The 23,065-nt window shown below is 63.5% G+C and carries 21 protein-coding genes and 1 pseudogene; 15 read left to right on the forward strand and 7 right to left on the reverse strand.

Annotation, left to right across the window (positions count from 1 at the left end; all coding sequences use genetic code 11):
- Window positions 1–27 precede the first annotated feature (27 nt).
- Together mreC and LK535_RS01720 are read right to left on the reverse strand one after the other, a co-directional pair.
- The gene (gene mreC / locus LK535_RS01715; protein ID WP_227770171.1) at window positions 28–939 is read right to left on the reverse strand and encodes a rod shape-determining protein MreC; all 912 of its coding nucleotides are present in this window, start codon (window positions 937–939) and stop codon (window positions 28–30) included.
- 19 nt (window positions 940–958) lie between these two features.
- Window positions 959–1,999 carry a rod shape-determining protein gene (locus LK535_RS01720; protein ID WP_066782297.1) on the reverse strand — a complete coding sequence of 347 codons (1,041 nt, stop codon included), beginning with the start codon at window positions 1,997–1,999 and terminating at the stop codon, window positions 959–961.
- 141 nt (window positions 2,000–2,140) lie between these two features.
- On the opposite strand from LK535_RS01720, the gene mutL reads away from it, so the two are divergent.
- The 4 genes from mutL (at window position 2,141) to LK535_RS01740 (ending at window position 7,320) form a co-directional block, all read left to right on the forward strand.
- Window positions 2,141–3,931 (forward strand): DNA mismatch repair endonuclease MutL, encoded by a 1,791-nt coding sequence (gene mutL, locus LK535_RS01725; RefSeq protein ID WP_227771035.1) that lies wholly within the window; start codon window positions 2,141–2,143, stop codon window positions 3,929–3,931.
- Between the two features lie 447 nt (window positions 3,932–4,378).
- Complete coding sequence (locus LK535_RS01730; RefSeq protein ID WP_227770172.1) at window positions 4,379–4,804, forward strand: organic hydroperoxide resistance protein; 426 nt, start codon at window positions 4,379–4,381, stop codon at window positions 4,802–4,804.
- A complete protein-coding gene (locus tag LK535_RS01735; protein ID WP_227770173.1) occupies window positions 4,801–5,280 on the forward strand; it encodes a MarR family winged helix-turn-helix transcriptional regulator in 480 nt (159 codons plus the stop codon). The genes LK535_RS01730 and LK535_RS01735 overlap by 4 nt, the downstream gene beginning before the upstream one ends.
- Window positions 5,281–5,460: 180 nt before the next feature.
- Window positions 5,461–7,320: an ABC transporter ATP-binding protein gene (locus tag LK535_RS01740; RefSeq protein ID WP_227770174.1), complete on the forward strand. Its 1,860-nt coding sequence runs from the start codon at window positions 5,461–5,463 to the stop codon at window positions 7,318–7,320.
- 245 nt (window positions 7,321–7,565) lie between these two features.
- On the opposite strand, the gene rplI is transcribed toward LK535_RS01740, so the two are convergent.
- The 5 genes and pseudogenes from rplI to LK535_RS01765 form a co-directional block, all read right to left on the reverse strand.
- Window positions 7,566–8,159, reverse strand: a complete 594-nt coding sequence (gene rplI / locus LK535_RS01745; protein WP_227770175.1) for a 50S ribosomal protein L9 — start codon at window positions 8,157–8,159, stop codon at window positions 7,566–7,568.
- 12 nt (window positions 8,160–8,171) lie between these two features.
- Window positions 8,172–8,396, reverse strand: coding sequence for a 30S ribosomal protein S18 (rpsR, locus tag LK535_RS01750; protein ID WP_007403456.1), 225 nt, complete (start codon window positions 8,394–8,396; stop codon window positions 8,172–8,174).
- A complete protein-coding gene (gene rpsF, locus LK535_RS01755) occupies window positions 8,396–8,764 on the reverse strand; it encodes a 30S ribosomal protein S6 (protein ID WP_231022467.1) in 369 nt (122 codons plus the stop codon). Before rpsF ends, rpsR begins: the two co-directional genes overlap by 1 nt.
- A 230-nt stretch (window positions 8,765–8,994) precedes the next feature.
- Window positions 8,995–9,129 (reverse strand): annotated as a pseudogene (locus tag LK535_RS16725) (hypothetical protein); the annotation flags it as partial.
- Complete coding sequence (locus tag LK535_RS01765) at window positions 9,077–9,283, reverse strand: hypothetical protein (RefSeq protein ID WP_227770176.1); 207 nt, start codon at window positions 9,281–9,283, stop codon at window positions 9,077–9,079. The pseudogene LK535_RS16725 and the gene LK535_RS01765, both read right to left, overlap by 53 nt.
- Window positions 9,284–9,486: 203 nt before the next feature.
- Here LK535_RS01765 and LK535_RS01770 point away from each other — a divergent pair, with 203 nt between their 5' ends.
- The 11 genes from LK535_RS01770 (at window position 9,487) to LK535_RS01820 (ending at window position 23,038) form a co-directional block, all read left to right on the forward strand.
- Window positions 9,487–10,971 (forward strand): glycosyltransferase family 39 protein, encoded by a 1,485-nt coding sequence (locus LK535_RS01770; protein ID WP_227770177.1) that lies wholly within the window; start codon window positions 9,487–9,489, stop codon window positions 10,969–10,971.
- Between the two features lie 52 nt (window positions 10,972–11,023).
- Complete coding sequence (gene fabD / locus LK535_RS01775; protein ID WP_227770178.1) at window positions 11,024–11,959, forward strand: ACP S-malonyltransferase; 936 nt, start codon at window positions 11,024–11,026, stop codon at window positions 11,957–11,959.
- Between the two features lie 91 nt (window positions 11,960–12,050).
- A complete protein-coding gene (gene fabG, locus LK535_RS01780; protein WP_227770179.1) occupies window positions 12,051–12,791 on the forward strand; it encodes a 3-oxoacyl-[acyl-carrier-protein] reductase in 741 nt (246 codons plus the stop codon).
- 80 nt (window positions 12,792–12,871) lie between these two features.
- Window positions 12,872–13,108 (forward strand): acyl carrier protein, encoded by a 237-nt coding sequence (locus LK535_RS01785; protein ID WP_046410516.1) that lies wholly within the window; start codon window positions 12,872–12,874, stop codon window positions 13,106–13,108.
- 119 nt (window positions 13,109–13,227) lie between these two features.
- Window positions 13,228–14,487, forward strand: coding sequence for a beta-ketoacyl-ACP synthase II (fabF, locus tag LK535_RS01790; protein WP_227770180.1), 1,260 nt, complete (start codon window positions 13,228–13,230; stop codon window positions 14,485–14,487).
- A gap of 84 nt (window positions 14,488–14,571) precedes the next feature.
- Entirely contained in the window at window positions 14,572–15,540 is a 969-nt protein-coding gene (gene mltG / locus LK535_RS01795) for an endolytic transglycosylase MltG (RefSeq protein ID WP_227770181.1), read from the forward strand.
- Between the two features lie 75 nt (window positions 15,541–15,615).
- Window positions 15,616–17,937, forward strand: coding sequence for a sensor histidine kinase (locus LK535_RS01800; RefSeq protein WP_227771038.1), 2,322 nt, complete (start codon window positions 15,616–15,618; stop codon window positions 17,935–17,937).
- Window positions 17,934–18,386 carry a tRNA (adenosine(37)-N6)-threonylcarbamoyltransferase complex ATPase subunit type 1 TsaE gene (tsaE, locus tag LK535_RS01805; RefSeq protein ID WP_227770182.1) on the forward strand — a complete coding sequence of 151 codons (453 nt, stop codon included), beginning with the start codon at window positions 17,934–17,936 and terminating at the stop codon, window positions 18,384–18,386. Before LK535_RS01800 ends, tsaE begins: the two co-directional genes overlap by 4 nt.
- Before the next feature lie 2 nt (window positions 18,387–18,388).
- A complete protein-coding gene (locus LK535_RS01810) occupies window positions 18,389–19,360 on the forward strand; it encodes an aminoglycoside phosphotransferase family protein (protein WP_415837093.1) in 972 nt (323 codons plus the stop codon).
- On the forward strand, window positions 19,357–20,109 hold the full coding sequence (locus LK535_RS01815; protein ID WP_227770184.1) for a nucleotidyltransferase family protein: 753 nt from the start codon (window positions 19,357–19,359) through the stop codon (window positions 20,107–20,109). The genes LK535_RS01810 and LK535_RS01815 overlap by 4 nt, the downstream gene beginning before the upstream one ends.
- Window positions 20,102–23,038, forward strand: coding sequence for a PD-(D/E)XK nuclease family protein (locus tag LK535_RS01820; RefSeq protein ID WP_227770185.1), 2,937 nt, complete (start codon window positions 20,102–20,104; stop codon window positions 23,036–23,038). The genes LK535_RS01815 and LK535_RS01820 overlap by 8 nt, the downstream gene beginning before the upstream one ends.
- The last annotated feature ends 27 nt before the right edge of the window (window positions 23,039–23,065 follow it).

Below are 23,065 nucleotides of genomic sequence, written 5' to 3' on the forward strand. Positions count from 1 at the left end.
CCGGCCCGAAGGGTTTGGAGCTCGGCGTCACCGCTTTGCGCCTGCAGCAGGCGGCGTGGTGCCGGGCACCGGCGGCGGAACGGGTGATGGCGGAGGCGGCGGAAGAAAAGGTGCGCTGACGATGACGAAATCGAAGGTGTCAGGGTGGGCGAACGGCAGGGCCAAAGCACTGTCGGAACCCGGCTTCAGGACACGCCCGACGAGAACTCCGGGCGTATAAAGTCCACCTGTCCCGGAAGTGACGAAGCGGTCACCTGGTTGCAGGCGGGCATTGGTGGTTCCCACGGAGCGAATGTCCATCAGCCCGTCACCGCGCCCCGCCGCGAGCGCCGGAAGCCCGTCCCCGATGCGGCGAACCGGCACCACGCTTTCGGGATCAGTGGTGAGCAGCACGCGTGCCGTGTTGGGACCGGTTTCGACGACCCGCCCGATCAACCCATCTGGACCGCGTACCGGCATACCGGGACGCACGCCCTGCCAGCGCCCCGCGTTGAGGATGCCGAAGCGCCGGGTGCTCGTGGCGCTCGAACTCACGATGCGGGCAGTTACGATCGGGTTCGGCGTTACGTCTCGCAACTGCAGCAGAGCGCGCAGGCGCCGATTATCCCGTACGATGATGCGCGCTTGCATCAGGGCATCGCGCGTGCGGGCGACCTCCGCCCGCAGAGCTTCATTCTCGCCGTGAACGCGGAAGTATGTTGAGATCGTTTGCGGAACGGCGGCGACGCTGCGGATCACGCCGGACAGCCCGGAGGAGACCGGCGCGGTGAGTTCCGTGGCAGTAGAGCGCAGCGCAGCAAAGGCGGGCGGATTGAACTGCGACAGAACAAGCAGAACCGCCCCGATCAGCGCCCCCGCGACTGCCAGGATGTAGCTCAAGAAGAGCGAATATTGCGCCCGCCGCGAGAATCCCGGGCGTCGGTCCCGCGACGCCACCATGCGCTAAGCCCTTCTTCGATCAGCCGTTCTGAAGCACGCCGCGGTACATGGGATCTTCCAGCGCTCGGCCGGTTCCCAGCGCCACGCAGGTCAGCGGCTCCTCAGCGACGGTAACGGGAAGGCCCGTTTCATCGCGGAGAACCTCGTCCAGCCCCTGCAACAGGGCGCCGCCGCCAGTCAGCACGATACCCTGATCGACGATATCGGCGGCCAGTTCTGGAGCCGTATTCTCCAGTGCCACACGAACGCCTTCGACGATCGTCGCCACTGGTTCACTCAATGCTTCGGCGATCTGGCCCTGATTGATCTGGATCTCCTTGGGCACGCCATTCACCAGATCACGTCCCTTGATGTGGATCGTCACGCCCACCCCATCGACTGGCGGCTTGGCGATGCCGACCTCCTGCTTGATCCGCTCGGCCGTTGCTTCACCAATCAGCAGATTGTGGTTGCGGCGAACGTAGCTGACGATCGCCTCGTCCATCTTGTCGCCACCGACGCGGACGCTGGTGGTATAGGCGAGGCCACGCAGCGACAGCACCGCAACTTCCGTAGTGCCGCCGCCTATGTCCACGACCATGCTGCCGATCGGCTCCGTCACGGGCATGTCGGCGCCGATCGCGGCGGCCATGGTTTCCTCGATCAGCCACACGCGGCTGGCCCCGGCGTTCGAGGCCGCGTCGCGGATCGCGCGGCGCTCCACCTTGGTCGAACCCGAGGGAACGCAGATCACGATCTCCGGCCAGCGCATGAACTTGCGCTGTCCGTGCACCTTGTAGATGAAGCTCTTGATCATCTGCTCGGCGACGTCGATGTCGGCAATCACGCCATCCCTGAGCGGGCGGATCGCCTCGATATTGCCAGGCGTCTTGCCCATCATCAGCTTGGCGTCTTCGCCGACCGCCTTCACCTTCTTGATACCGTTGATCGTCTCCACGGCGACCACGGATGGCTCGTTCAGTACGATTCCGCGGCCGCGCAGATAGACCACGGTGTTCGCGGTCCCGAGGTCGATGGCCATGTCATGCGACATGAATTTGAAGAAACGCGAGAAGGCCATGTTGAGCTAGATTCCGTCCCCGAGTCGCAGACGCGACTTGCACCATTCATCCCGCGGCCACGGCCGCAAGCCGCTTCTTGGGCGCTGATTGCTGTTATCTCGGGGTCGCGGGAGGGCGTCGATTGGGCTAGGGGCGTGGCTGTGTCAATACGCCGCCTGCCCGAACATCTCATCAATCGTATCGCTGCCGGTGAAGTGGTGGAAAGACCAGCCAGCGCGTTGAAGGAACTGGTTGAGAACGCCATCGACGCCGGTGCGACGCGTGTCGCCGTGCGTCTTTCGGACGGGGGGATCGGCCGCGTCGAAGTCGCGGATGACGGCTGTGGAATGACCCCGCAGGACATGGCTCTCGCCCTGGAGCGCCATGCCACGTCGAAGCTGCCCAGCGATGACATCGATCGCGTTGCCACTATGGGATTTCGCGGTGAAGCGCTTCCCTCCATCGCCAGCGTCGCCAGGCTGACGCTGGAGAGCCGGGTAAGAGGCGCGGACGGCTGGTGCCGTGTCGTCGACAATGGTGCCCTTGTTTCAGAGGGGCCTGCTGCCTTGCCGCCCGGGACGCGCGTGGTTGTCGAAGGCTTGTTCGAACGGGTTCCTGCGCGACGCAAATTCCTGCGATCTGGACGCAGCGAATATGCGGCGTGCCTCGACGTGGTGCGACGGCTGGCGATGTCGCGCCCGGACGTGATCTTTACCGTGGAGCATGATGGTCGCCGAGTGCTGGCGGCGCTTCAGCCCGAGGACCGGCCGGGACGCGTAGCGGCGCTGACCGACCGAGCGCTGAAAGAGAATAGCGTCGCGATAGACATGACGCGGGAGGCCGTGGTGCTCGGCGGGGTGGCTGGATTGCCGACCTTTCACCGCGGCGTTGCGGACCACCAATATCTTTTCGTGAACGGCCGACCGGTCAAGGATCGATTGCTAATCGGCGCCATCCGTGGCGCCTATGCCGAGATGATGCCGCGCGATCGACATGCGGTTGTGGCGCTGTTCATTGATCTGCCCTCGGATCAAGTCGATGTGAACGTCCATCCCGCGAAAACAGAGGTGCGTTTTCGTGACCCGGCCATGGTGCGCGGGCTGATCGTTTCTGGCTTACGGCGCGCCCTGGATGAGGCGGGCCACCGGGTAGCGCACCGTGCGCCTGATGAGGTCCTGGCGGCGTTCCGTCCGGACGCGCCAGCCTACAGCGAAGTCGCGCCGTTGGTGCAAGATCAGATCGCGAGGGGGGCGCAGGCAGTTGACTACATCTCCCGCGCCAGCCTGCTGCGCGACCAGCGGCCGACCTTCTTTGCGCCACCGCCGCAAGCACGGGGAGAGGCAGCTGTCGCGTCCCCGCCGGAATCGCGTGTTCATCCGCTTGGCGTGGCTCGGGGGCAGGTCGCCAAGACCTACATTGTCGCTGAAGCGGAAGACGGTCTCGTCATCGTCGATCAGCACGCCGCACATGAGCGGTTGGTGCTGGAACGCATGCGGGCAGCGCTGGCAGGCGGCAAGGTGGCGGCGCAGGCATTGCTGATCCCCGAGGTCGTGGAACTGGACGAGCCGAATTGCGATCGGCTGGAAACCAGGATCGAGGAATTGGCGGAGCTCGGGCTCGAGCTGGAGCGATTTGGCCCTCGCGCCATGCTGGTTCGCGCCACACCTGCATTGCTCGGCAGCGGTGATCCGAGCGGACTGGTTCGCGATCTTGCCGATGAGCTGACCGCCTACGACGAAACCTTGTCTCTGCGTGAGCGTCTGGACGCGGTGGCAGGAACCATGGCCTGTCACGGTTCAGTCAGGGCAGGGCGTGTTCTGTCGATCACCGAGATGAATGCTTTGCTCCGGGAGATGGAAGTGACGCCGCACTCCGGTCAATGCAATCACGGGCGGCCCACCTGGGTGAAAATGCCGCTGGAGCAAATCGAAAAGCTGTTCGGCCGGAAATAACGAATGCTCCACGTCGCCTGTGCAGATCCGCTGCCGCACTGGTTCGAATAAGCCGCCGGCCCTGTGAGAGGTCCGCAGTGTTGGGACATCGCGGCGTCGCAGCCGCGGCGCGTTTTGGTCGATTTCCGAACGCATGGTTGTGGTGGGGCGCTTGGCGTTGATCGATACCCTCGAAAGTCGCGGCGCTGCTCGGTCGGAAACTTTCGTCGGCGCTCAGCATTCTTTGCTCGAATATGTCTCCAGGATTTCAATCATGAAGCAGATTGTGCCTCTCGTCCTCGCGCTCATACCCCTTGCCGCGGTTGTGGGCGCCTGCGTCGCAGTGCCTTGAGGCCGCAATCGGTCCTCGCAGGCAGTCAGTAGGCTCAGCATCTTACTTCCCTCCCGTGTCTTGCAATAGTATTGCGCGCAATCTAACTCTGGTTTTGCAGAAATCGGAGATTGAAGATGGGCACGCTCTATTCCACCAAGGTGACCGCAGTGGGGGGCCGCAGCGGCACGGTGCGCAGTGACGACGGTATTCTCGATCTTTCTCTGGCCATGCCTAAAGAGTTGGGCGGCAAGGGTGGCGCAACCAATCCGGAACAGCTATTCGCCGCGGGCTATGCCGCTTGCTTTGAAAACGCTGTCATTCACGTGACCCGCGCGCAGGCAGACAAGGTTCGCGATGGCGATATCGAGGTGATCGGCGAGGTCGGCTTGCTGCCTGGTGCTGGGGGCGGTTTCAACCTGGCTGTGACGCTGGACGTCACGATCGCTGGCGTGGATCAGGCCAAGGCAGAAGAGATCGTCAAGGCTGCGCACGCGGTGTGCCCATATTCGAACGCAGTGAAGGGCAACGTGGACGTCACGTTGAACGTGTCTACTCGATGAAGGATCAGGTGGCGGCACATACGGATGATCCACTCCGGCTGGACCGGCAGGTATGTTTCCCGCTTTATGCTGCCACCAATCTGATCAACAGACTGTACACGCCCGTGTTGCGCAGTCTTGGTATCACCTACCCGCAATACCTTGTCCTGCTGGTATTGTGGGAAGAGGAGCCGCAGACGGTCGGCGCACTGGGTACGCGCCTTTTCCTTGATAGTGGAACGCTGACCCCGCTGCTCAAGCGGATGGAGAGCAACGGATTGCTTGATCGCCGCCGCGACTCGGCGGACGAGCGCCGCGTTCTAATCACGCTGACGGACAAGGGGCGGGCGCTTCGAGAAGCGGCTCTTCATGTGCCTGGCACCATGTCACGTGGATATGATACGCAAGGCTTGGAAGAATTGCGGGAGCGTGTGACAGCGCTCGTCGCGATCTTGGCACAGCATGACGGAAGAGAACGCCTGGAGGGTGGCGCCTGAGCGATCGCTGACGCAATTGCCGCCGCAATGTGTCGGATCGATTGCTCCCCGCCGTTATTCTATAAGCGCGGCGTTCCACAGCCTGAAGTCATCGTGAGCTCGGCTGAATGCGCTCCCGGATGGTCAGCCGTGAACCGTCGACGGCGCTGGATCATGGCTCAAACTGCACTGTAAGCAAGAATGCCCTTCCTGATCAGCCCAACGCGCTTTCTGCTGCATTACGTGGCCGCGCGTCCATGGATCTTTCTGCTGCTGGGCGTACTGGTTGCGGGTGCGTCGGTAAGCTCGATTGGCGTCCAATATGCCATGAAGCTGTTGATCGATGCGATGACCAGTGCCGATCGCGTCCGATCGCTCGTTTACACGGCCCTGGCATTATTCCTGAGCTTGGTAGTTCTTGAAAGTCTGCTCCAGCGGATGGCCGCGCTGACTCTCGGCCATGCTACCGTGGTATCGGGCGTCGGCATTCGGCTCGACATGGTGGACTATCTGACGGGCCACCAAATGCCCTTTTTCCAGAACCAGCGAGCCGGTTCGCTTGGGCACCGGATTTCGGGCCTGGCGGGGATCTTTGGCGCAATCATCCACCGGCTCCTTCAAGAAGTGACACCGCCGCTCATCGCGTTCGCCGGCGCCATGATCATCTTCGTGACGATCGACGGAACCATGGCCTTGGTTCTTGGGGCGATATTCATTGTCGTAACGGCCGGACTCGTCCTGCTTGGCCTGCGCGGGCATGTGCACCACAAGGCCTTTGCTGAGCATGCCGGTACGGTCGGTGGCGAACTGGTCGATTTGATCGGCAACATCTGGGTAGTGAAGGCCTTTGCCGCCGGTGAAAGAGAACTGTCGCGGCTGCGGGGATTTCTTGACGATGAGGCCGTGGCCCAGCGCCGTGGTTGGTTCTTCGTCGAGCGGATGCGCGGCCTCCACGATCTCTCGCTCGCCATCTTCGTCGGCGGTACGCTGATCTGGGCAATCGGGCGTTGGTCAAACGGCGCCATCACCACCGGGGACGTGGTGATCATCAGCACGATGACCTTCCGCATTCTCCATGGTTCACGCGACCTCGCCATGGCTCTGATCGATGTCAGCCAGCAGTTCAGTTATCTGCGGGAGACGCTCGACATTATCGGCGTGCCTCAGACGCTGAGTGATGCCCCAGGTGCTGCGCGGCTGCGGGTGGGAGAGGGTCGGGTACAGTTCAGCCATGTCACTTTCGGCTATGATCCGCGCCACCCCGTGCTTCATGATCTGTCGTTGGAAATCCCAGCGGGGCAGAAGATCGGCATTGTAGGGCCCTCCGGCGCGGGAAAGTCATCGCTGCTTCAACTGGCCCAGCGATTTCATGATCCCCAGGCCGGTCATGTCATGATCGATGGTCAACGTGTCGACATAGTAACGCAGGAGAGCCTGCGCGACGCGATCGCGGTGGTGCCGCAGGAAGTGCTGCTGTTCCACCGATCGGTGATGGAGAACATCCGTTTCGCCCGTCCGGACGCGGATGATGATGAGGTGTTCCGAGCTGCGGAGGCGGCGGGATGCGACGACTTCATCCGTCGGCTGCCACACGGGTATGACAGTATTGTCGGCGAGCGCGGCACCAACTTGTCGGGCGGACAACGGCAGCGGATCGGCATCGCCCGCGCCTTTCTGAAGAACGCGCGTATCGTGCTGCTCGACGAGGCAACGTCAGCGCTGGACTCCGAGTCGGAGCTTGAAGTCCAGAACGGGCTGGAGGCGCTGATCCAGAACCGCACAGTCATCGCCGTGGCACATCGCCTGTCCACAGTCGTTAATTTCGACCGGGTGGTGGTTCTGTCGAACGGCCGCGTCATCGAGGATGGCCCCCCTCAACAGCTGCTCCGCCGTCCCGGCGGCGCGTTCCGTCAGCTCTGGGTCATGCAGGTCGAGGGGATGGATCGTTCATCGGGGATCTCGGCCGCGGGGGAACGACTCCGCGCGCTGTCCGAGCGTAGCCGTGCGCGCGTCCAGCAAATGGTACGAAGCGCTTGGCAGAGCCGCGCTGAGCGCGCCTGAGTCACGCGCGTGCCGGTCGGCGAGGCTCGTGCTCTGGATGGGCCAAGCAGATGCAGCGTGAGGCCGGTTGTCTCCGGAGTGAGCAGTGCATCGAGCCGATCAGCCACCGGTACTCGCTCGCGGCGGCGGCTTGTATCCAGGGCCGAGCGCCACGCATGAATGTGGTCGGCGAGCGCAACTCATAACGAAAGGCCCGCCAGGCATGACGCCTGACGGGCCTTTTGTCTTGTCCTACGCGAGGGTGGTTAGCCCTCGGCCGATTCCTCGCGGACTTCGGCGCTCGCGCCGGGCTCGGCGTTCGCGTCATACTCTTCCGTGAAGCCGCCCTGGTCACGGCCTTCCTCGAAGACCTGCGCCATCACGTCGACGCCCTGCGACTGCAGCTCCGCCTCTTCAGGCGAACGCGCGACGTTGACCTTCACCGTCACGGACACTTCCGGGTGCAAGGCGACGCGGATGTCGTACACGCCGATCGCCTTGATCGGGCGGTCGAGAATGACCGCAGACTTCGCGACCTTGTGGCCAGCATCGTTCAGCGCATCGACCAGATCGCGGACCGCGACCGAGCCGTAGAGCTGACCGGCGTTCGACGCCTGACGGATGATGGTGACCGACACGTCCTTGAAGGTCTTGGCTTCCTTCTCGGCCTCGCCACGACGATTGGCATTCTCAGCCTCGATCCGTGCACGGTTGGCTTCGAAAACCTTCCGGTTCGCTTCGTTGGCGCGCAGCGCCTTCTTGTTCGGCAGCAGGTAGTTACGGGCGAAGCCATCCTTCACCTTCACTACGTCGCCGATGCCGCCGAGCTTCTCGACGCGCTCAAGCAGAATGACGTCCATCTGCTCTTCTCCTTACTTAACGACGTAGGGCAGCAAGCCCAGGTGACGGGCGCGCTTGATCGCCTGGGCGAGCTCGCGCTGCTTCTTGGCGCTCACCGAGGTGATGCGCGAGGGGACGATCTTGCCACGCTCGGACACGAAGCCCTGCAGCAGCCGCACGTCCTTATAGTCGATCCGGGGAGCGTCCTTCGCCGAGAAGGGGCAGCTCTTGCGACGGCGGAAGAAGGGACGTGCCATTATGCGTTCTCCTCTTCACGACGGCGGCCGCGCTCGCGGTCCCGCTCCTGCTTGCGCATCATCACCGACGGGCCCTGCTCATGCGCGTCAACCTTGACGGTCATGTAGCGGATGATGTCCTCGTTGATGGAGTGCTGACGCTCGATCTCGGCGACGGTATCGCCCGGTGCGTCGATCTCCATCATCACGTAATGAGCCTTGCGGTTCTTCACCATGCGATAAGCAAGGCTGCGCAGGCCCCAGGTCTCGGTCTTGACGACCTTGCCCTGATGATCTTCGACGATCTTGGTGATGGCTTCCGCCATCGTGTCCACCTGCGCTTGTGCCAAATCCTGGCGCGCAAGGAACACGTGCTCGTAAAGAGCCATGTGCTTTCCTTCGTTGGCCGATCGCTGACATGGCCCCGTGCCATGCCCCTCCGACTGTCGTCCAAAAATAGCGAAGGCGAGGAGACGATGCTCCCCGCCTGTGCTGCCCGGTCCCGTACCGGAAATCCCGAAGAAATCAAGCGCCACCGCAGGGCGTTCGCAAGTGCGGCCGCCACAATCCCGCTGCTGACCGCAACAAGCACAGCGTCGTTGCCGGAGCGCACCTGCTGCTGACTGCGGGCCGGCGCGTAGAGATGGCGGCTGCGATACTGGCGATAGTCGATGGTGCGATAGTTCTGGGCATAGCGACGATCAAAGCGCTCGCCCTTGTGCCATGAGCACTGCTTCTGCAGCGGTGGGACGATGGTCGTCTTCTTGACGGTTGTACTCCGGGTGGTGCTGCACGGTCGTGGTCACGTGGCGGTCCTGACGACGCGCCTGTGCCTCCGCCGTCGCGGCAATCATCGGGGTGGCGACCAGCGAGGCCGCAACTGTCACCTGAACCAGCTTCTTGAACATCTGAAATCTCCTTCGCGCTTCCGCAAGCGGCGCCTGAACGATCGCGTCGGAGAGATGTCTGGACCTCGTAGGTATCCTGCGGGACGGCTTGGGCGCGGCATTTCGTAGCGAACTGTCGCCAAAAAGGCGGGCACGCTGAACAACGGTTCAGCAGGCAAGCATTTGTACATGGGATCGAGTTATCACTGCCGAAGATGACGACCATGTTCCCACCGCGCCGTTCGAGAAGCGACAAGACAGCGCTGGTCGAGAACGACGGCGCTTCGTGCCGGGTGCGTGCGGCGACGTGGTTTGGGCTCGTCGTGGTCGCGATGGCGGCGGCGCTCTACGTCGGCTGGATCGGGTTCATGGCGTCCGACGACTCGCTCTATCATGCCGGAGCAGTGCGCTGGCTTGTTGATCCTCCTTTTGCCGGCAGCGATCACTGGTCCACCCGCTTTCCGCTTACGCTGACGTTCGCTGCCGTGATCGCAGTCGTTGGGAACAACTTCGCCGCTTTCGCAGTCACCGCGATGCTGTTTTACGTTCTTCTTGTGGTGGTGGTCGGCGGCTTCGCTGCCGCGGTCGGGAGTCCGCGCGCCGGATGGATCGCTGCCTTGCTGACTGCCACTCTTCCTGTGGTGGTCTCGCATGCGACGACGGTAAGTGTCGATCTGATCGAGGCGGCCGCTCTCGTGGTCGGGGCGTGGCTTCTTGGCTCCAGCAGGGAGGATCCGGGAGGGCTCCTGCGCGCAGGTTTGGGCGGCGTCATGTTCGGGACCGCCGTGCTGTGTCGGGAAACAAGTGTTCTTCCGCTGATGGTGCTTGGCCCGTTGTTTCTGATCGGTAGGCCTCTACCGCGTCGTGTGCTGATGGCGTGCGGCATTGGTGCCGCGATGGTGCTCGTGGGAGAAGCGCTCTTCCAATATGCGCTAACTGGTGATCCTCTGCGACGCTATGCGATCGCGTTTCATCACGACGAGCATATCAATCGGGCAGCCAATCACGAGGGAAACTTCCTTCTGTGGGCGCCGATCGATCCTCTGCTCGTATTGTTAATCAACGATGATTTCGGGCTCCTGTTCTGGATCGCGGGGATCGCCTGCGTCGGTCGGTGCTGGACGAGATTGCCGGTCGCGCGGCGAGCGCCCTTTCTGTTGCTTGCGGCCATGGCGGGCAGCAGCTTCATTCTCGTATCGGCCCTTTACGCCAAGCTGGTGCTTAACCCGCGATATTTCATGCTGGCGGCCCTTGCTGCAGTCATCCTCGTGGCCCTGTGGCTCGACCGTATTCGTGCCTGGGCCCGGATCATGGTTCTGGCGGTGCTGGTTTCAACCAATCTGTTGCTGGTGAGTGTAGGAAACGCTCATCCGAGATGGCCCATGGAAGCCTTGTTGATTGCAGCGGAAGCCCACCCGCAAGCCGTTGTCGCCGGCGCGCCTAATGATGTAGCGCGCTCGGATATCCCGATGGCGTTCCTGCGTCAGACCAACATTCGGCCGCTTCCGGCACAACCGGGCGACCTCGTCGTGGCGCCCGCGACTCATGCGCCGAAAGGTGTAGTGATCGCGCGCTATCCCTCTCCCCCGACGCGGCTCGGCGCATTGCTTCGGTGGCTCGGACTGGAGCCTTTGGTGCCCAGCGCCATCTCACGCCGTATGTTTGCGCCAAGCCCGGAGATGGTGCTGGTTCGACCGCAGGGCGGTTGACCCCGCCGGCCTGACGCGCCTACCCGGCGCCTCTTCGATTTGGGAGAGGCAGATGCGAGCGTTTATCTTTCCGGGGCAGGGCAGTCAGTCCGTTGGCATGGGCCAAGCGCTCGCGGCCGCGAGTTCCCATGCGCGCGAGGTGTTCGGCGAGGTCGATGAGGCGCTTGGCCAGAACCTGTTTCGGCTCATGACGGAAGGGCCAGCGGACGAACTGACGCTGACCGAGAATGCGCAGCCAGCGATCATGGCAAATGCCATTGCAACGCTGCGGGTTCTCGAGAAGGAAGGCGGCGTTCGCCTGGCCGAAAAGGCGAACTTCGTGGCTGGTCACAGTCTGGGCGAATATAGCGCGCTATGCGCCGGCGCGGCGATTGACCTTTCCACCACGGCAAAGCTGCTGAAGCTGCGCGGTCAGGCGATGCAGGCAGCGGTGCCAGTGGGTGAGGGCGGCATGGCGGCTCTGCTGGGCGCTGACCTTCCCAAGGCGCAAGCCATTGCCGCGGCGGCGGCCGAAGGCGAGGTTTGCACAGTCGCGAACGACAACGATCCCAGTCAGGTGGTGATCTCCGGCGCGAAGGCGGCGATTAATCGTGCCATCGCTTTGGCGAAAGACCACGGAGCCAAGCGTGCCGTTGCTCTTCCGGTTTCCGCTCCATTTCACTGCCCGCTCATGCAGCCTGCCGCAGATGCGATGGAGAAGGCACTGGCAGAGGCTAAGGTCGCCGCTCCCCTGGTCCCGGTGTACGCGAATGTCACTGCAGCACCGGTGAGCGATCCGGATACGATCCGTCGCCTCTTGGTAGAACAGGTTACAGGAATGGTGCGTTGGCGCGAATCGGTGCTGGCGATGGTTGATGCTGGCGTGACAGAGTTCGTGGAGTTTGGCGGCAAGGTGCTGTCACCGATGGTCAAGCGGATCGCCCCTGACGCGCAGGCAGTTAGCATCGTGTCCATGGACGATCTCGAGGCGCTGCTGAAGGGCTTGTAAGTTCGGCAACTGGTCGGACCAAATACGCACGTGGAAGGTTCCTCGACCGCATACCAGCGGGCCGCGGTTCGTGTGAATTCGGGAGATTTGAATGTTTGACCTCACAGGGATGACCGCGCTGGTGACGGGCGCCTCGGGCGGCATCGGCTCGGCGATTGCGCAGGCCCTCGCCGCTCAGGGGGCACGCCTGGTCGTTTCAGGATCCAATGCGGATAAATTAAATGCGTTCTGCGGCCAGCTTGGCGGCGATCACGTTGCGGTGCCGGCCAACCTGGCGGATGCGCAAGCAGTGGACGGGCTGGTTCCCGCGGCGGTGGAAGCTCTTGGCGGACGTCTCGACATTCTGGTCAACAATGCGGGTGTAACGCGCGATAATTTGACCATGCGGATGAAAGACGACGAATGGGACCAAGTCATTCGAGTCAATCTTGAGGCTGCTTTCCGTCTGATGCGGGCAGCCGCAAAACCGATGATGAAGCAGCGCTTCGGCCGAATTGTCTCGGTCACCTCGGTGGTCGGGCAGACCGGCAATCCGGGCCAGGCGAATTACGCGGCATCCAAGGCAGGCCTTGTCGGCATGTCAAAGGCGGTGGCGCAGGAGCTCGCAAGCCGCAACGTCACGGTTAACTGCGTTGCTCCCGGTTTCATCCGGTCCGCGATGACCGATGTATTGCCGGAAGCGCAGAAATCCGCGCTTCTCACGAAGATTCCGGCTGGCGATCTGGGAACCGGGGAAGACGTGGCCGCAGCTGTCGTCTATCTGGCATCGCGGGAGGCTGGCTATGTCACCGGCCAGACCCTGCACGTGAACGGCGGGATGGCGATGGTCTAAAGCAGACTTGTATCGCAACGCACCCCGTTCTACCTGCGTTCAGGATTCAACAACCCCCCGACGAAACAAAGGGAATATATATGAGCGAGACCGCCGACCGCGTGAAGAAGATCGTCGTCGAGCATCTCGGCGTCGAAGCCGACAAGGTGACCGAGGACGCGAGCTTCATCGACGATCTCGGCGCGGACAGCCTCGACATTGTCGAGCTGGTGATGGCGTTCGAAGAAGAGTTCGGGGTGGAAATTCCGGACGACGCTGCCGAGAAGATCACTACCGTGCGTGATGCGATCACCTATATCGACGAGCACAAGGGCTGATCGCGAACGGGGCGCGGAGGCTTCGAGCCTGCCGCCGCCTCGGCCCGGATTTGAGCGGCTCCCCGTCCCCGGCCAGAGGGCGGGGAGCCGTTTCGTTGTAACGTTCATGGAGTAGCGCAATGCGCCGCGTCGTCGTCACCGGTCTTGGCCTCGTCACCCCTCTTGGGGCTGAGGTGGAGCTAGCTTGGGCCAATCTCATCGCCGGCAAATCTGGCGCCGGGCCGATTACGCGCTTTGACGCGTCTGACCAGAAATGCCGCATCGCTTGCGAGGTGAAGCCTGCAGGCCACGAATATGGCTTCGACGCTTCCAAGCGGGTCGATCACAAGATCCAGCGCCAGGTCGATCCGTTCATCGTGTACGGCATCGATGCGGCCGGCCAGGCTTTGGAAGACGCAGGCCTGACGGAGATGACGGAGGCGGAGCGTTACCGGGCCGGTTGCTCGATCGGCGCTGGCATCGGGGGCCTGCCGGGTATCGAAAGCGAGTCGATCGTTCGCCATGAAAAGGGGCCCGGGCGCGTCAGTCCGCACTTCGTGCATGGCAGGCTGATCAATCTGATCTCGGGCCAGGTCAGCATCAAATACGGCTTGATGGGCCCGAACCATGCGGTTGTGACCGCTTGCTCCACAGGTGCACATTCGATCGGCGACGCCGCCCGCATGATTGCCATGGACGACGCCGACGTGATGCTCGCCGGTGGCGCAGAAGGCGCGATTTGCCCGCTGGGCATCGCCGGCTTCGCGCAGGCACGTGCGCTCAGTACCAACTTCAACGATACGCCGGAGAAGGCGAGCCGCCCGTACGACAAAGATCGCGACGGCTTCGTCATGGGCGAAGGCGCGGGCGTTGTCGTGCTTGAGGAATATGAGCGTGCGAAAGCGCGCGGCGCGAAGATCTACGCCGAAGTTATCGGCTACGGTTTGTCGGGCGACGCCTATCACGTCACGGCGCCGCATCCGGAAGGTTCGGGTGCGTTCCGCTCGATGGAAATGGCGATGCGCAAGTCTGGTCTTCGCTTGGAAGACATCGACTATATCAACGCCCATGGCACCTCCACTCCGCTCGGAGACGAACTGGAGCTTGGCGCGGTTCGACGGTTGTTCGGCGATCATGTTGGTTCGCTTTCCATGTCATCGACGAAGTCGGCCATCGGTCACCTGCTCGGTGGCGCTGGTGCGGTAGAAAGCATCTTCTGCATCCTTGCGATGCGCGATCAGATCGTGCCGCCGACGCTGAACCTCGACAATCCGAGCGATAATTGCGCCGGTGTCGACCTAGTGCCGCATGTCGCGAAGAAGCGGCAGGTCAAGGCGGTACTGAACAACAGCTTCGGTTTTGGCGGTACCAACGCCTCGCTGGTGCTGAAGGCCATCTGATAACAACTGCTTGTCCCGGCTCCGGCCGGGACATTCTTCTCGGCCGGCCATGAACTGGGATCCGGCCACCGCCGGGGTGAAATGATGCGCAAGGTCGGTTGCCTGGGACTGCTGATCGGGCTGGGGCTGATCGCCGCGCTCTTCTGGGTTGCGCGCGATTGGTCAGGGGAGGGCCCGGCGGCCAAGCCACTCGCCGTTGTGGTTCCGGAAGGCGCGAGCCTGTCACGGGCAGCCGGGGAACTGGAAAAGCAGGGCGCGATCCGCTCCGCTTGGCGTTTTCGCGGTTATGCTCGGGTGTTCGGCACTGGCAAGCCGATCAAGGCTGGCGAGTATGCAATCCCGGCGCGCGCCAGCGCCTCGGACATTCTGGCGCTGCTCGAACAGGGCAAGGTTCGCCAGCGGCTGATTCCAGTACCGGAGGGCTATCCGTCCATTCTGGTCCACGAGGCGCTCATTCGCGCGGAGGGTTTGACCGGACAGGTTGCAGTGCCGCGGGAAGGCTCGATTCTACCGGACAGCTACGCATATCAGCTCAACGATACGCGCACGGCAATCGTTGCCCGCATGCAGAAGGCGATGGCGGATTATCTTGCGACGGCGTGGAAGAAGCGCAAGCCGGGGATTGCCGTGAAGTCGCCTGAAGAGGCCATTGTCCTAGCCTCCATCGTTGAGAAGGAAACGGGCAAGCCATCCGAACGGCGGATGGTGGCCGCCGTTTACACGAACCGCTTGAAGCGGGGGATGCCGCTTCAGGCAGATCCGACGGTCATCTATCCTATCACCAAGGGAAAGCCGCTCGGGCGGCGGATCAAACGATCCGAGCTCCAGGCGAAGAACGGTTACAACACCTACGCCAGTGCTGGGCTGCCTGTTGGGCCGATCGCAAACCCGGGCCGGCAATCGATAGACGCCGTTCTTGATCCGGCGACGACTTCGGCGCTTTACTTCGTGGCTGACGGCACCGGCGGCCATGTATTTGCGGACACGCTGGAGCAGCACAATGCGAACGTCGCGAAATGGTATGCGATCCGCCGTGCGCGGGGAGAGATGTAGGCTGTTCACTTTGCGGCCTGCGGGCGTAGAAGTAGCGGACATCATCACGGACTCGCCTCTTTCTTGACCACGCCCATGTTGATCGCCGCCGGCGCCGTCCTGTTGTTGCTGGTGGGCGCGGCTACCATGGTGCTCAACCGCGGCTTGAGAGCGCTTGCGTCGGCAGCGGATCAGCGGGCGCGGCTGCAACTCGCCGAAGGATTGCTGGCGGGCGCGCCGATGCAGCCGATTCTGGTGCGCGCGGACCATCGACTGGAGATGCCTCCACGCATTGCGGACCTGTTCGGCCTTGTTCAGCCGCCGACCGACTTTGATGGATTGAGCGCGGCGGGCGGCGGACTTGATCCGCGAGATGCTGAGCAGCTTCTCGCCGACGTGATCACGGTCCAGCGCTCGGGCAAGCCATTCGTGCGACAGGTGCGTCCGCGCGGGGCCGCGCGCACGCTGATGCTGCGCGGTGCCCGAGCCCCGGTGGGCACGGTAAGTGCGGACGTGGTGATCTGGGTACATGACGCCAGCGAAGCACAGGAAGAGGTGGAGCGACTGGCGATCGAGCAGGCCGAGGTTCGCGACGCGTTCCATGCGTTGACCGGCCTGATCGAAGCGGCCCCGCTACCCATGTGGTATCGCGGACCAGACCTGCGGTTGTCGATGGTCAACACGGCCTATGTTCAGGCGGTAGAAGGCGCGGACGCTGCGGACGTTGTGGCACGTGGCCTGGAGTTGATCGAGGGATCCGGCCAGGGTGGCCCACTCGCCGGTGCCACGGCTGCGCGAGAGTCTGGCCGGCCCGAGGTCCGCGTACTTCCCGCGACCATCGGCGGTGCTCGCCGTTCGATGCAGCTTTACGATGTTCCGTTGCCAGGCGGGGGCGTCGCGGGTTTCGCCATCGATGTCGAGGAACTCGAAGAGGCTCGCGCTCGCGAACAGCGGTTTGCCGTTGCACAGCGCGCCATGCTTGATCGGCTTTCCGCCGGCGTGGCTCAGTTTGGACGCGACCGGTCGATGGTGTTCTGCAACCAGCCGTTCCGGCGCATGTTCGCGATGCGCAGCGAGTGGATGGCCGATCGGCCCGAATTCGACCGGGTGCTTGAGCGCATGCGGGAAGCGAACCGGTTGCCAGAGGTGCGGGATTTCCCGGGCTGGAAAGCCGAGCGCCGCGACTGGTTCACCCGTACGGATGCGGCGACTGAGGAAACCTGGCACCTGCCGGGCGGGGTGCACATTCGGGTGCTTGCGCAATTGCTGCCCGACGGCGGGCTGCTGCTTATTTTCGAAGATCGGACGGAAGAGGTGCAACTCGCCTCTGCCAGGGACACCCTGCTTCGGGTGAGAACCGCCACGTTCGACAATCTCTTTGAAGCGCTTGGCGTTTTCGCCGCTGACGGTCGGCTTCAGTTGTGGAACAATCGGTTCCGCGCGCTTTGGGAGTTCGAGGAGGAGTTCCTCAGCAGCCACCCGCGGGTCGATGCGGTGGCGGAGAAGATTGCGCCCAAGCTGCGGACGCCCAATCGCGCGACGCTGGTGACGGATCTTGTCCGTTCCGCCACTACTGATCGGCAGCAGCGGAACGGGCGGGTGGCACTCGCGGATGGTCGCCACTTTGCGTTCGCGGCGGTGCCTCTGCCAGACGGCAACGCACTGTTCACGATGCTGGACATCAGCGATAGCCGTCGCGCCGAACAGGCGCTACGCGATCGCGCCGCGGCGCTTGAGGCTGCCAACAAGGTAAAGACGGCGTTCGTTGCCAACATGAGCTACGAATTGCGGACGCCGCTGACGTCGATCAGCGGCTTCGCAGAAATGTTGCACGCCGGCTATGCCGGCAAGCTGACCCAGCAGGCGGATCAATATGTGGTCGCGATCCTCGAATCGGTCAGTCGCCTTGGCCTGCTGATCGATGAAGTGCTCGATCTGACGCAGGGCGAGCGTGACATGCCCTTGAAGCGGGAAATGGTCGATCTTGGGGACATCGCGCGCTCGGCAGCTGCGGCGGTGCAAGGAGCGGCCGGGGAGAGAGACATCGACTTCGCGGTAGAGATCGACCCGAGTGCAGGGCAGGTGAACGGAGACCCTCGGCGTATCCGAGAGACAGTGGAGCATCTGCTTCGGCACGCCATCAATGCCACCGTTTCAGGGGGGCGGGTGTTGCTTCACGTGGATGGCGAGGAAGAGACGGCCCGCATCATCGTGTCGGACGATGGCGGCGGGATGGACGAGGACGCCGCGCGGCATGCGTTCGACCGGTTTGCCCAGCCCACGACAACACGCGGCGTGCGCGCGCTGGATCTCGGCCTTCCTTTGGCAAAACAGTTTGTCGAAGCGCATGGCGGTAATATCTCGCTGGTCAGCGAACTTGGCGTGGGAACCTTGGTAAAAGCAGAGCTGCCGCGATGACGATTGGGAGCTGTCGCCTGGCCGATGCGGTCGAAACCGAAGCTGTCGGTGCTCGTCTCGCGACGATGATTCAGCCGGGCGACGTCATCGCTCTTTCCGGTCCGCTTGGCGCGGGAAAGACGAGCATCGCGCGCGGGTTGCTGGCCGGCCTCGGCCTCATCGGGGAGGCGCCGAGCCCCAGCTTCGCCATCGTTCAGCCCTATGACCCCCCGGAGGTGCGACTTCCTGTCCTCCACGTCGATCTTTATCGGCTGGATGGTTCGCATGAGCTCGAGGAGCTCGGCCTGGATGAAGCCTTGCTTGACTCTGCGCTGGTGGTGGAATGGCCGGACCGTGCGGGTGCGGGAGCATGGCCGGATGCGCTACGACTTACACTCGCCATTGAACCAGACGGCGCGCGGCGCTTGACTTGGGAAACGCCCGCGGCATGGGAGCGCCGATGGTCCTAGACATGACGCCGCCCGCCGAAGCGCACACCTTTCTCGCTGCGCACGGATGGGGCGGAGCAACGGTGCTACCGCTAGCCGGTGATGCCTCGTTCCGACGCTATTTTCGTGTTGTCGACGGTGCGCGCACCGCCGTGCTGATGGACGCGCCTCCGCCACATGAGGACCCGCGACCGTTCATAGCGGTGGCGAAATGGCTGACGCAGCGCGGGTTCGGTGCCCCAAAGATCCACGCCATCGATGAGGCGCATGGGCTCGTCCTTATCGAAGATTTCGGCAACGATCGCATGCGCGAGGCGATTGATGCCGATCCTGGTGCTGCGAGCACCCTGTATGCCATTGCGGTCGACGTTCTCGTCGCGCTCCGCGATCACCCGGCGGGCGCCTGGCGCGCGTATGATCGGGCGGAGCTGCAACGGGAGGCGGCGCTTCTGGTCGAATGGTATTGCCCGGCGGTGGGACTGGAGGTCGACACGGCCGGGTATGTCGATGCGTGGGACGCCGTTCTGCACCATGTAAGTTGCGATCGGGCGGTCACCGTGCTTCGCGATTATCACGTGGAAAATCTGATGCTGGTCGGTGCGTCCCGTTCCTTGGGGTTGCTAGACTTCCAAGATGCGCTCGCCGGACATGCCGCTTACGACTTGGTGTCGCTGCTGCAGGACGCCCGGCGTGACGTGGATCCTGCGCTGGAGCAGGCGATGCTGGAGCGTTATCGAAGCGCGACGGGTGAGGGCGAGGGCTTTATGCGCGCCTACCATGTCCTCGGCGCGCAGCGAAATGCCAAGATCATCGGCATCTTCACTCGTCTTTGGAAGCGCGACGGCAAGGACCGCTATCCCAGCCTTTGTCCCAGGGTCTGGTCCTATCTGGAGCGTGACTTGGCTTGCCCTGAACTAGCGCCGGTTGCACGTTGGTTCAACGCCAACATTCCCGTCGAATTGCGCGGCGATCCACTGCTACTGAGCGCGAAATGATCAAGCCGCGTTTGATCCGGCCGGAAATCGAGGCCTACATGCCCGAGACGGCGATGGTCATGGCTGCCGGCCTCGGAAAGCGTATGCGGCCACTGACCGCAACGCGGCCCAAGCCGTTGATTGAAGTGGCCGGCAAAACACTGCTGGATCACACGCTTGATCATCTCCGCGCCGCGGGCGTGAAGCGGGCGGTGGTCAACGCCCATTACCTCGCGGATACGTTGGAAGGACATCTGTCATCCATCGAGGGCATCGAGATCGAGATCTCCGATGAGCGTGCGCAGCTTCTGGAGACAGGCGGCGGGCTGATGAAGGCCAAGCCGCTGCTTGGCGCAGACCCGATCTTTGTCGTTAACAGTGACAATTACTGGTTGGACGGACCCATCGACGCCCTCTCGCTTCTGGCCGCGCGGTGGAACCCGGCGGAAATGGACGTCCTGCTGTTGCTGGTCCCATTAGCACGCGCGCATTGTCACAGGGGGCAGGGCGATTTTCACATCGGCGCGGACGGCCGGATCACCGCACGCCGACGTCCAGGACGGCTCGCACCGTTCGTCTTTATCGGTGTGCAAATCCTCAACCCCGCAATCCTTGTGGATGCGCCTGAAGGTCCGTTTTCCACGATGCTGTTCTGGGAACGGGCAATCGCCGCGGGCCGCGCCTATGGCGTTGTCCATCAGGGTCTATGGGTCGATGTTGGCACACCTGCCGCAATCGCCAGGGCGGAAGCGCTGTTGATCGATGGGTGAGCGGAGAGGGCCTCGGCTCTTCACCATTCCTCCCCACCGCGCCTTTGCTGATGCGTTGGTCGCCGGGCTGATCCGGCGCTTCGGCGGCGATCCGCTAGGCTTGGCGCGCGGGCTGGTTCTGCTGCCGAACAATCGAGCGAAGCTCGCAGTCACCAACGCCTTTGTGCGCGCGCGCGGTGGTGCGTTGGTGTTGCCGCGTCTCGTGGCCATCGGCGCGGATGACCTTGGCGAAGCGATCGGGGCGGCGCTCGATCCTGCCGACGCAGCTGATCCGCCGCCGCCTGCCGTCTCGGTGCTTGGTCGTCGCATGATCCTGGCTCGCCTGGTCAAGCAGGCCAAGCCCGCATTGGATACGGCAGAGGCCGTCCGGTTGGCGGGCGAACTGGCGAGTACCCTTGACCAGCTGATCGTTGAAGAGGTGGATCCCGGCCGCCTTGCGGAGCTGGATCTTGGGGACTTGACCGAGCACTGGCGCGAGGCGCTGGAGCTGTTTCGGGTGGTGCTGGATCACTGGCCGGCGGAGCTTGCCCGAATGGGCCGGATCGACAGCTCGGCCCGCCGAGTCATGCTGTTGCGGCGGTTGGAGGAGCGTTGGGGGCAGGGCGGCCCGGCGGGTTTCGTTTGCGCCGCCGGCATTACGGATGCGGCGCCGGCCGTGGCTGCGCTGCTCGGCCGGATAGCGAAGCTGGATAACGGACTGGTCGTGCTTGCCGGTCTGGACCGCGCGATGGAGGAGGTCGAGTGGCAGGCGCTCGGCCCTCATCAGCCCCATCCGATCACTGGCCGGACAGCCCGGTCGATCGAGGTGCATCCGCAGTTTCATCTCAAGCAGCTGCTGTCGCGAATGGGGTTCGCGCGCGACGATGTCGCGCTTTGGCCCGACGGCAGCGACCATGATGCCTCTGCTGCACGTGGCAGAACGATCGCAACCGCGCTTGCGCCGGCGGACTACACTGCTCGCTGGACCGAGTTGCGGCCGCAGCAGCGCCAACTTGCAGGGGTGCGGATCGCGGAGCTCTCCAGTCCTGCAGAGGAAGCGCAAGCCGTCGCCCTTGCGCTGCGGGAAGCGGTGGAAGACCGGGGCCGCACCGCCGCCCTCGTGACACCAGACCGTGCGCTGGCGCGTCGCGTCTCGGCGCATTGTGCGCGCTGGGGACTGGACGTTGACGACAGCGCCGGCCGTCCCCTGTCGATCACGCCACCAGGCACATTGCTGACCGCTATCATCGAGGCGGCGACCGACCGTTTTGCGCCCCTCGCGCTCCTCACGTTGCTGAAGCATCCACTGGTGCGCGCTGGTGAGAGGCGGGGCGCTTGGCTAGAGGGTGTACGGCGATTGGACCGGAGCCTGCGAGGTCCAAGGCCTGCGCCTGGGCTGGACGGGATCGAAGCGCACCTCGGCGATCGTACGGGCGCGTGGTGGGCGGAGCTGCGTCCATTGCTCGATCCGCTCGCAGCATCGTTCGGAGATGGCGCCGCGCCCCTGCCGGTCCTGATCGCGGCGTTGCGCAATGCGGCAAGCGCGCTGGCCGGCGACGATGCCTGGAGCGGTCCAGCGGGACGAGCGGCGGCCGACCTGCTCACCGAGCTGGAGGCCGAGGCAGCGCTGGGGCCCGCCATTGTAACGCCCCAGGAACTGGCGCCCACGTTGCGCCTGCTGATGGACGAGATCGCGATTCGACCGCCGCAAGGCGGGCACCCGCGGCTCGCCATTTACGGCCTGATCGAAGCCCGCCTCCAATCGGCGGACCTGATGATCCTCAGCGGATTAAATGAGGGAGTCTGGCCGGGAAGTACTGCGCCGGACCCTTGGTTGGCTCCGCGCATCCGCGTTGCCCTTGGTCTTCCCGGACTTGAAAGGGCGATCGGTGTTGCCGCGCATGATTTCGGACAGGGGCTTGGTGCGCCCAACGTGCTCATCACACGTTCGCGCAGGGATGCTCGCGCACCGGCGATCCCGTCGCGCTTATGGCTGCGGCTCGCAGCAATGGCGGGCGATGAGTTCGATCGTGCACGCGATCGACGGCTCGAAGGCTGGAGCCGGCTGATTGACGACGGCGGCACGCCCCAACCCGCCGCTCGGCCGGCGCCCAATCCACCCGCCGCACTACGCCCGCTGGCTATGTCCGTAACTCAGGTCGATCGCTTGAAGGCCGATCCGTTCGCCTTCTATGCCCACAGGATCCTTCGACTTGTGGCACTTGATCCGGTCGATGCGGACCCGACTGCCGCATGGCGCGGGACCGCCGTCCACAGCGTTTTGGAGAGATGGGCGCGGGATACCGGCTGTCGGGTGGACGCTCTTGGGCCGCTCGCGATCGAGATGCTGGGTGATCCCGGTACCCACCCGCTGGTTCGGGTTCTTTGGCAACCCCGGCTGCTTGCCGCAGTGGAGTGGATCGCTCAGCGCATGGCGGATGAGCAGAAAGCCGGGCGCAAGGTGCTTGCCGCGGAGGGGAAGGGCATGGCGACGATTGCCGGCATCGAACTTTCGGGCCGGTTCGATCGCATCGATCTTCTGCCGGACGGAATGCTGGCAATCGTCGACTACAAGACCGGCAAGGCGCCTTCCGCCGCGGCCGTTCGAGCTGGCTTTTCTATGCAGCTCGGACTGCTCGGCGCGATCGCGGAGGCAGGTGGGTTTGCCAGTATCACGGGCAAAGCAGGTGCCTTTGAATATTGGTCGCTGGCCAAAAACCGCGACTCATCATTTGGAAGCGTAAGCACGCCGGTCGATCCAAACGGAAAGAACGACCGGATCATCACCAGCGAGTTCGTCGATAAGGCTCGCGCCGTGTTCGCGGAAGCGACTTCGCGATGGCTCACTGGCGACGAGGCGTTCGTGGCCAAGCTCCATCCCGAATATGCGCCCTACGCCGAATATGATCAGTTGATGCGTCGCGATGAATGGTATGGCCGTGACAACTAAGTTTGCCCAAGCGGATCGCCCTTCCAA

The sequence above is a fragment of the Sphingomonas sp. IC4-52 genome (genome assembly GCF_020707225.1).
Lineage (GTDB): Bacteria > Pseudomonadota > Alphaproteobacteria > Sphingomonadales > Sphingomonadaceae > Sphingomonas.

Bases quoted from the DNA above. Each gene is read 5' to 3' on its own strand.
- LK535_RS01800 (WP_227771038.1), top strand. From the start codon at position 15,616: ATGTTGATCGCCGCCGGCGCCGTCCTGTTGTTGCTGGTGGGCGCGGCT.
- mltG (WP_227770181.1), top strand. From the start codon at position 14,572: ATGCGCAAGGTCGGTTGCCTGGGACTGCTGATCGGGCTGGGGCTGATC.
- LK535_RS01785 (WP_046410516.1), top strand. From the start codon at position 12,872: ATGAGCGAGACCGCCGACCGCGTGAAGAAGATCGTCGTCGAGCATCTC.
- tsaE (WP_227770182.1), top strand. From the start codon at position 17,934: ATGACGATTGGGAGCTGTCGCCTGGCCGATGCGGTCGAAACCGAAGCT.
- fabD (WP_227770178.1), top strand. From the start codon at position 11,024: ATGCGAGCGTTTATCTTTCCGGGGCAGGGCAGTCAGTCCGTTGGCATG.
- LK535_RS01810 (WP_415837093.1), top strand. From the start codon at position 18,389: ATGACGCCGCCCGCCGAAGCGCACACCTTTCTCGCTGCGCACGGATGG.
- LK535_RS01765 (WP_227770176.1), bottom strand. From the start codon at position 9,283: ATGTTCAAGAAGCTGGTTCAGGTGACAGTTGCGGCCTCGCTGGTCGCC.
- fabF (WP_227770180.1), top strand. From the start codon at position 13,228: ATGCGCCGCGTCGTCGTCACCGGTCTTGGCCTCGTCACCCCTCTTGGG.
- LK535_RS01720 (WP_066782297.1), bottom strand. From the start codon at position 1,999: ATGGCCTTCTCGCGTTTCTTCAAATTCATGTCGCATGACATGGCCATC.
- rpsF (WP_231022467.1), bottom strand. From the start codon at position 8,764: ATGGCTCTTTACGAGCACGTGTTCCTTGCGCGCCAGGATTTGGCACAA.
- LK535_RS01730 (WP_227770172.1), top strand. From the start codon at position 4,379: ATGGGCACGCTCTATTCCACCAAGGTGACCGCAGTGGGGGGCCGCAGC.
- mreC (WP_227770171.1), bottom strand. From the start codon at position 939: ATGGTGGCGTCGCGGGACCGACGCCCGGGATTCTCGCGGCGGGCGCAA.
- LK535_RS01770 (WP_227770177.1), top strand. From the start codon at position 9,487: ATGTTCCCACCGCGCCGTTCGAGAAGCGACAAGACAGCGCTGGTCGAG.
- LK535_RS01740 (WP_227770174.1), top strand. From the start codon at position 5,461: ATGCCCTTCCTGATCAGCCCAACGCGCTTTCTGCTGCATTACGTGGCC.
- LK535_RS01820 (WP_227770185.1), top strand. From the start codon at position 20,102: ATGGGTGAGCGGAGAGGGCCTCGGCTCTTCACCATTCCTCCCCACCGC.
- rpsR (WP_007403456.1), bottom strand. From the start codon at position 8,396: ATGGCACGTCCCTTCTTCCGCCGTCGCAAGAGCTGCCCCTTCTCGGCG.
- LK535_RS01815 (WP_227770184.1), top strand. From the start codon at position 19,357: ATGATCAAGCCGCGTTTGATCCGGCCGGAAATCGAGGCCTACATGCCC.
- fabG (WP_227770179.1), top strand. From the start codon at position 12,051: ATGTTTGACCTCACAGGGATGACCGCGCTGGTGACGGGCGCCTCGGGC.
- rplI (WP_227770175.1), bottom strand. From the start codon at position 8,159: ATGGACGTCATTCTGCTTGAGCGCGTCGAGAAGCTCGGCGGCATCGGC.
- LK535_RS01735 (WP_227770173.1), top strand. From the start codon at position 4,801: ATGAAGGATCAGGTGGCGGCACATACGGATGATCCACTCCGGCTGGAC.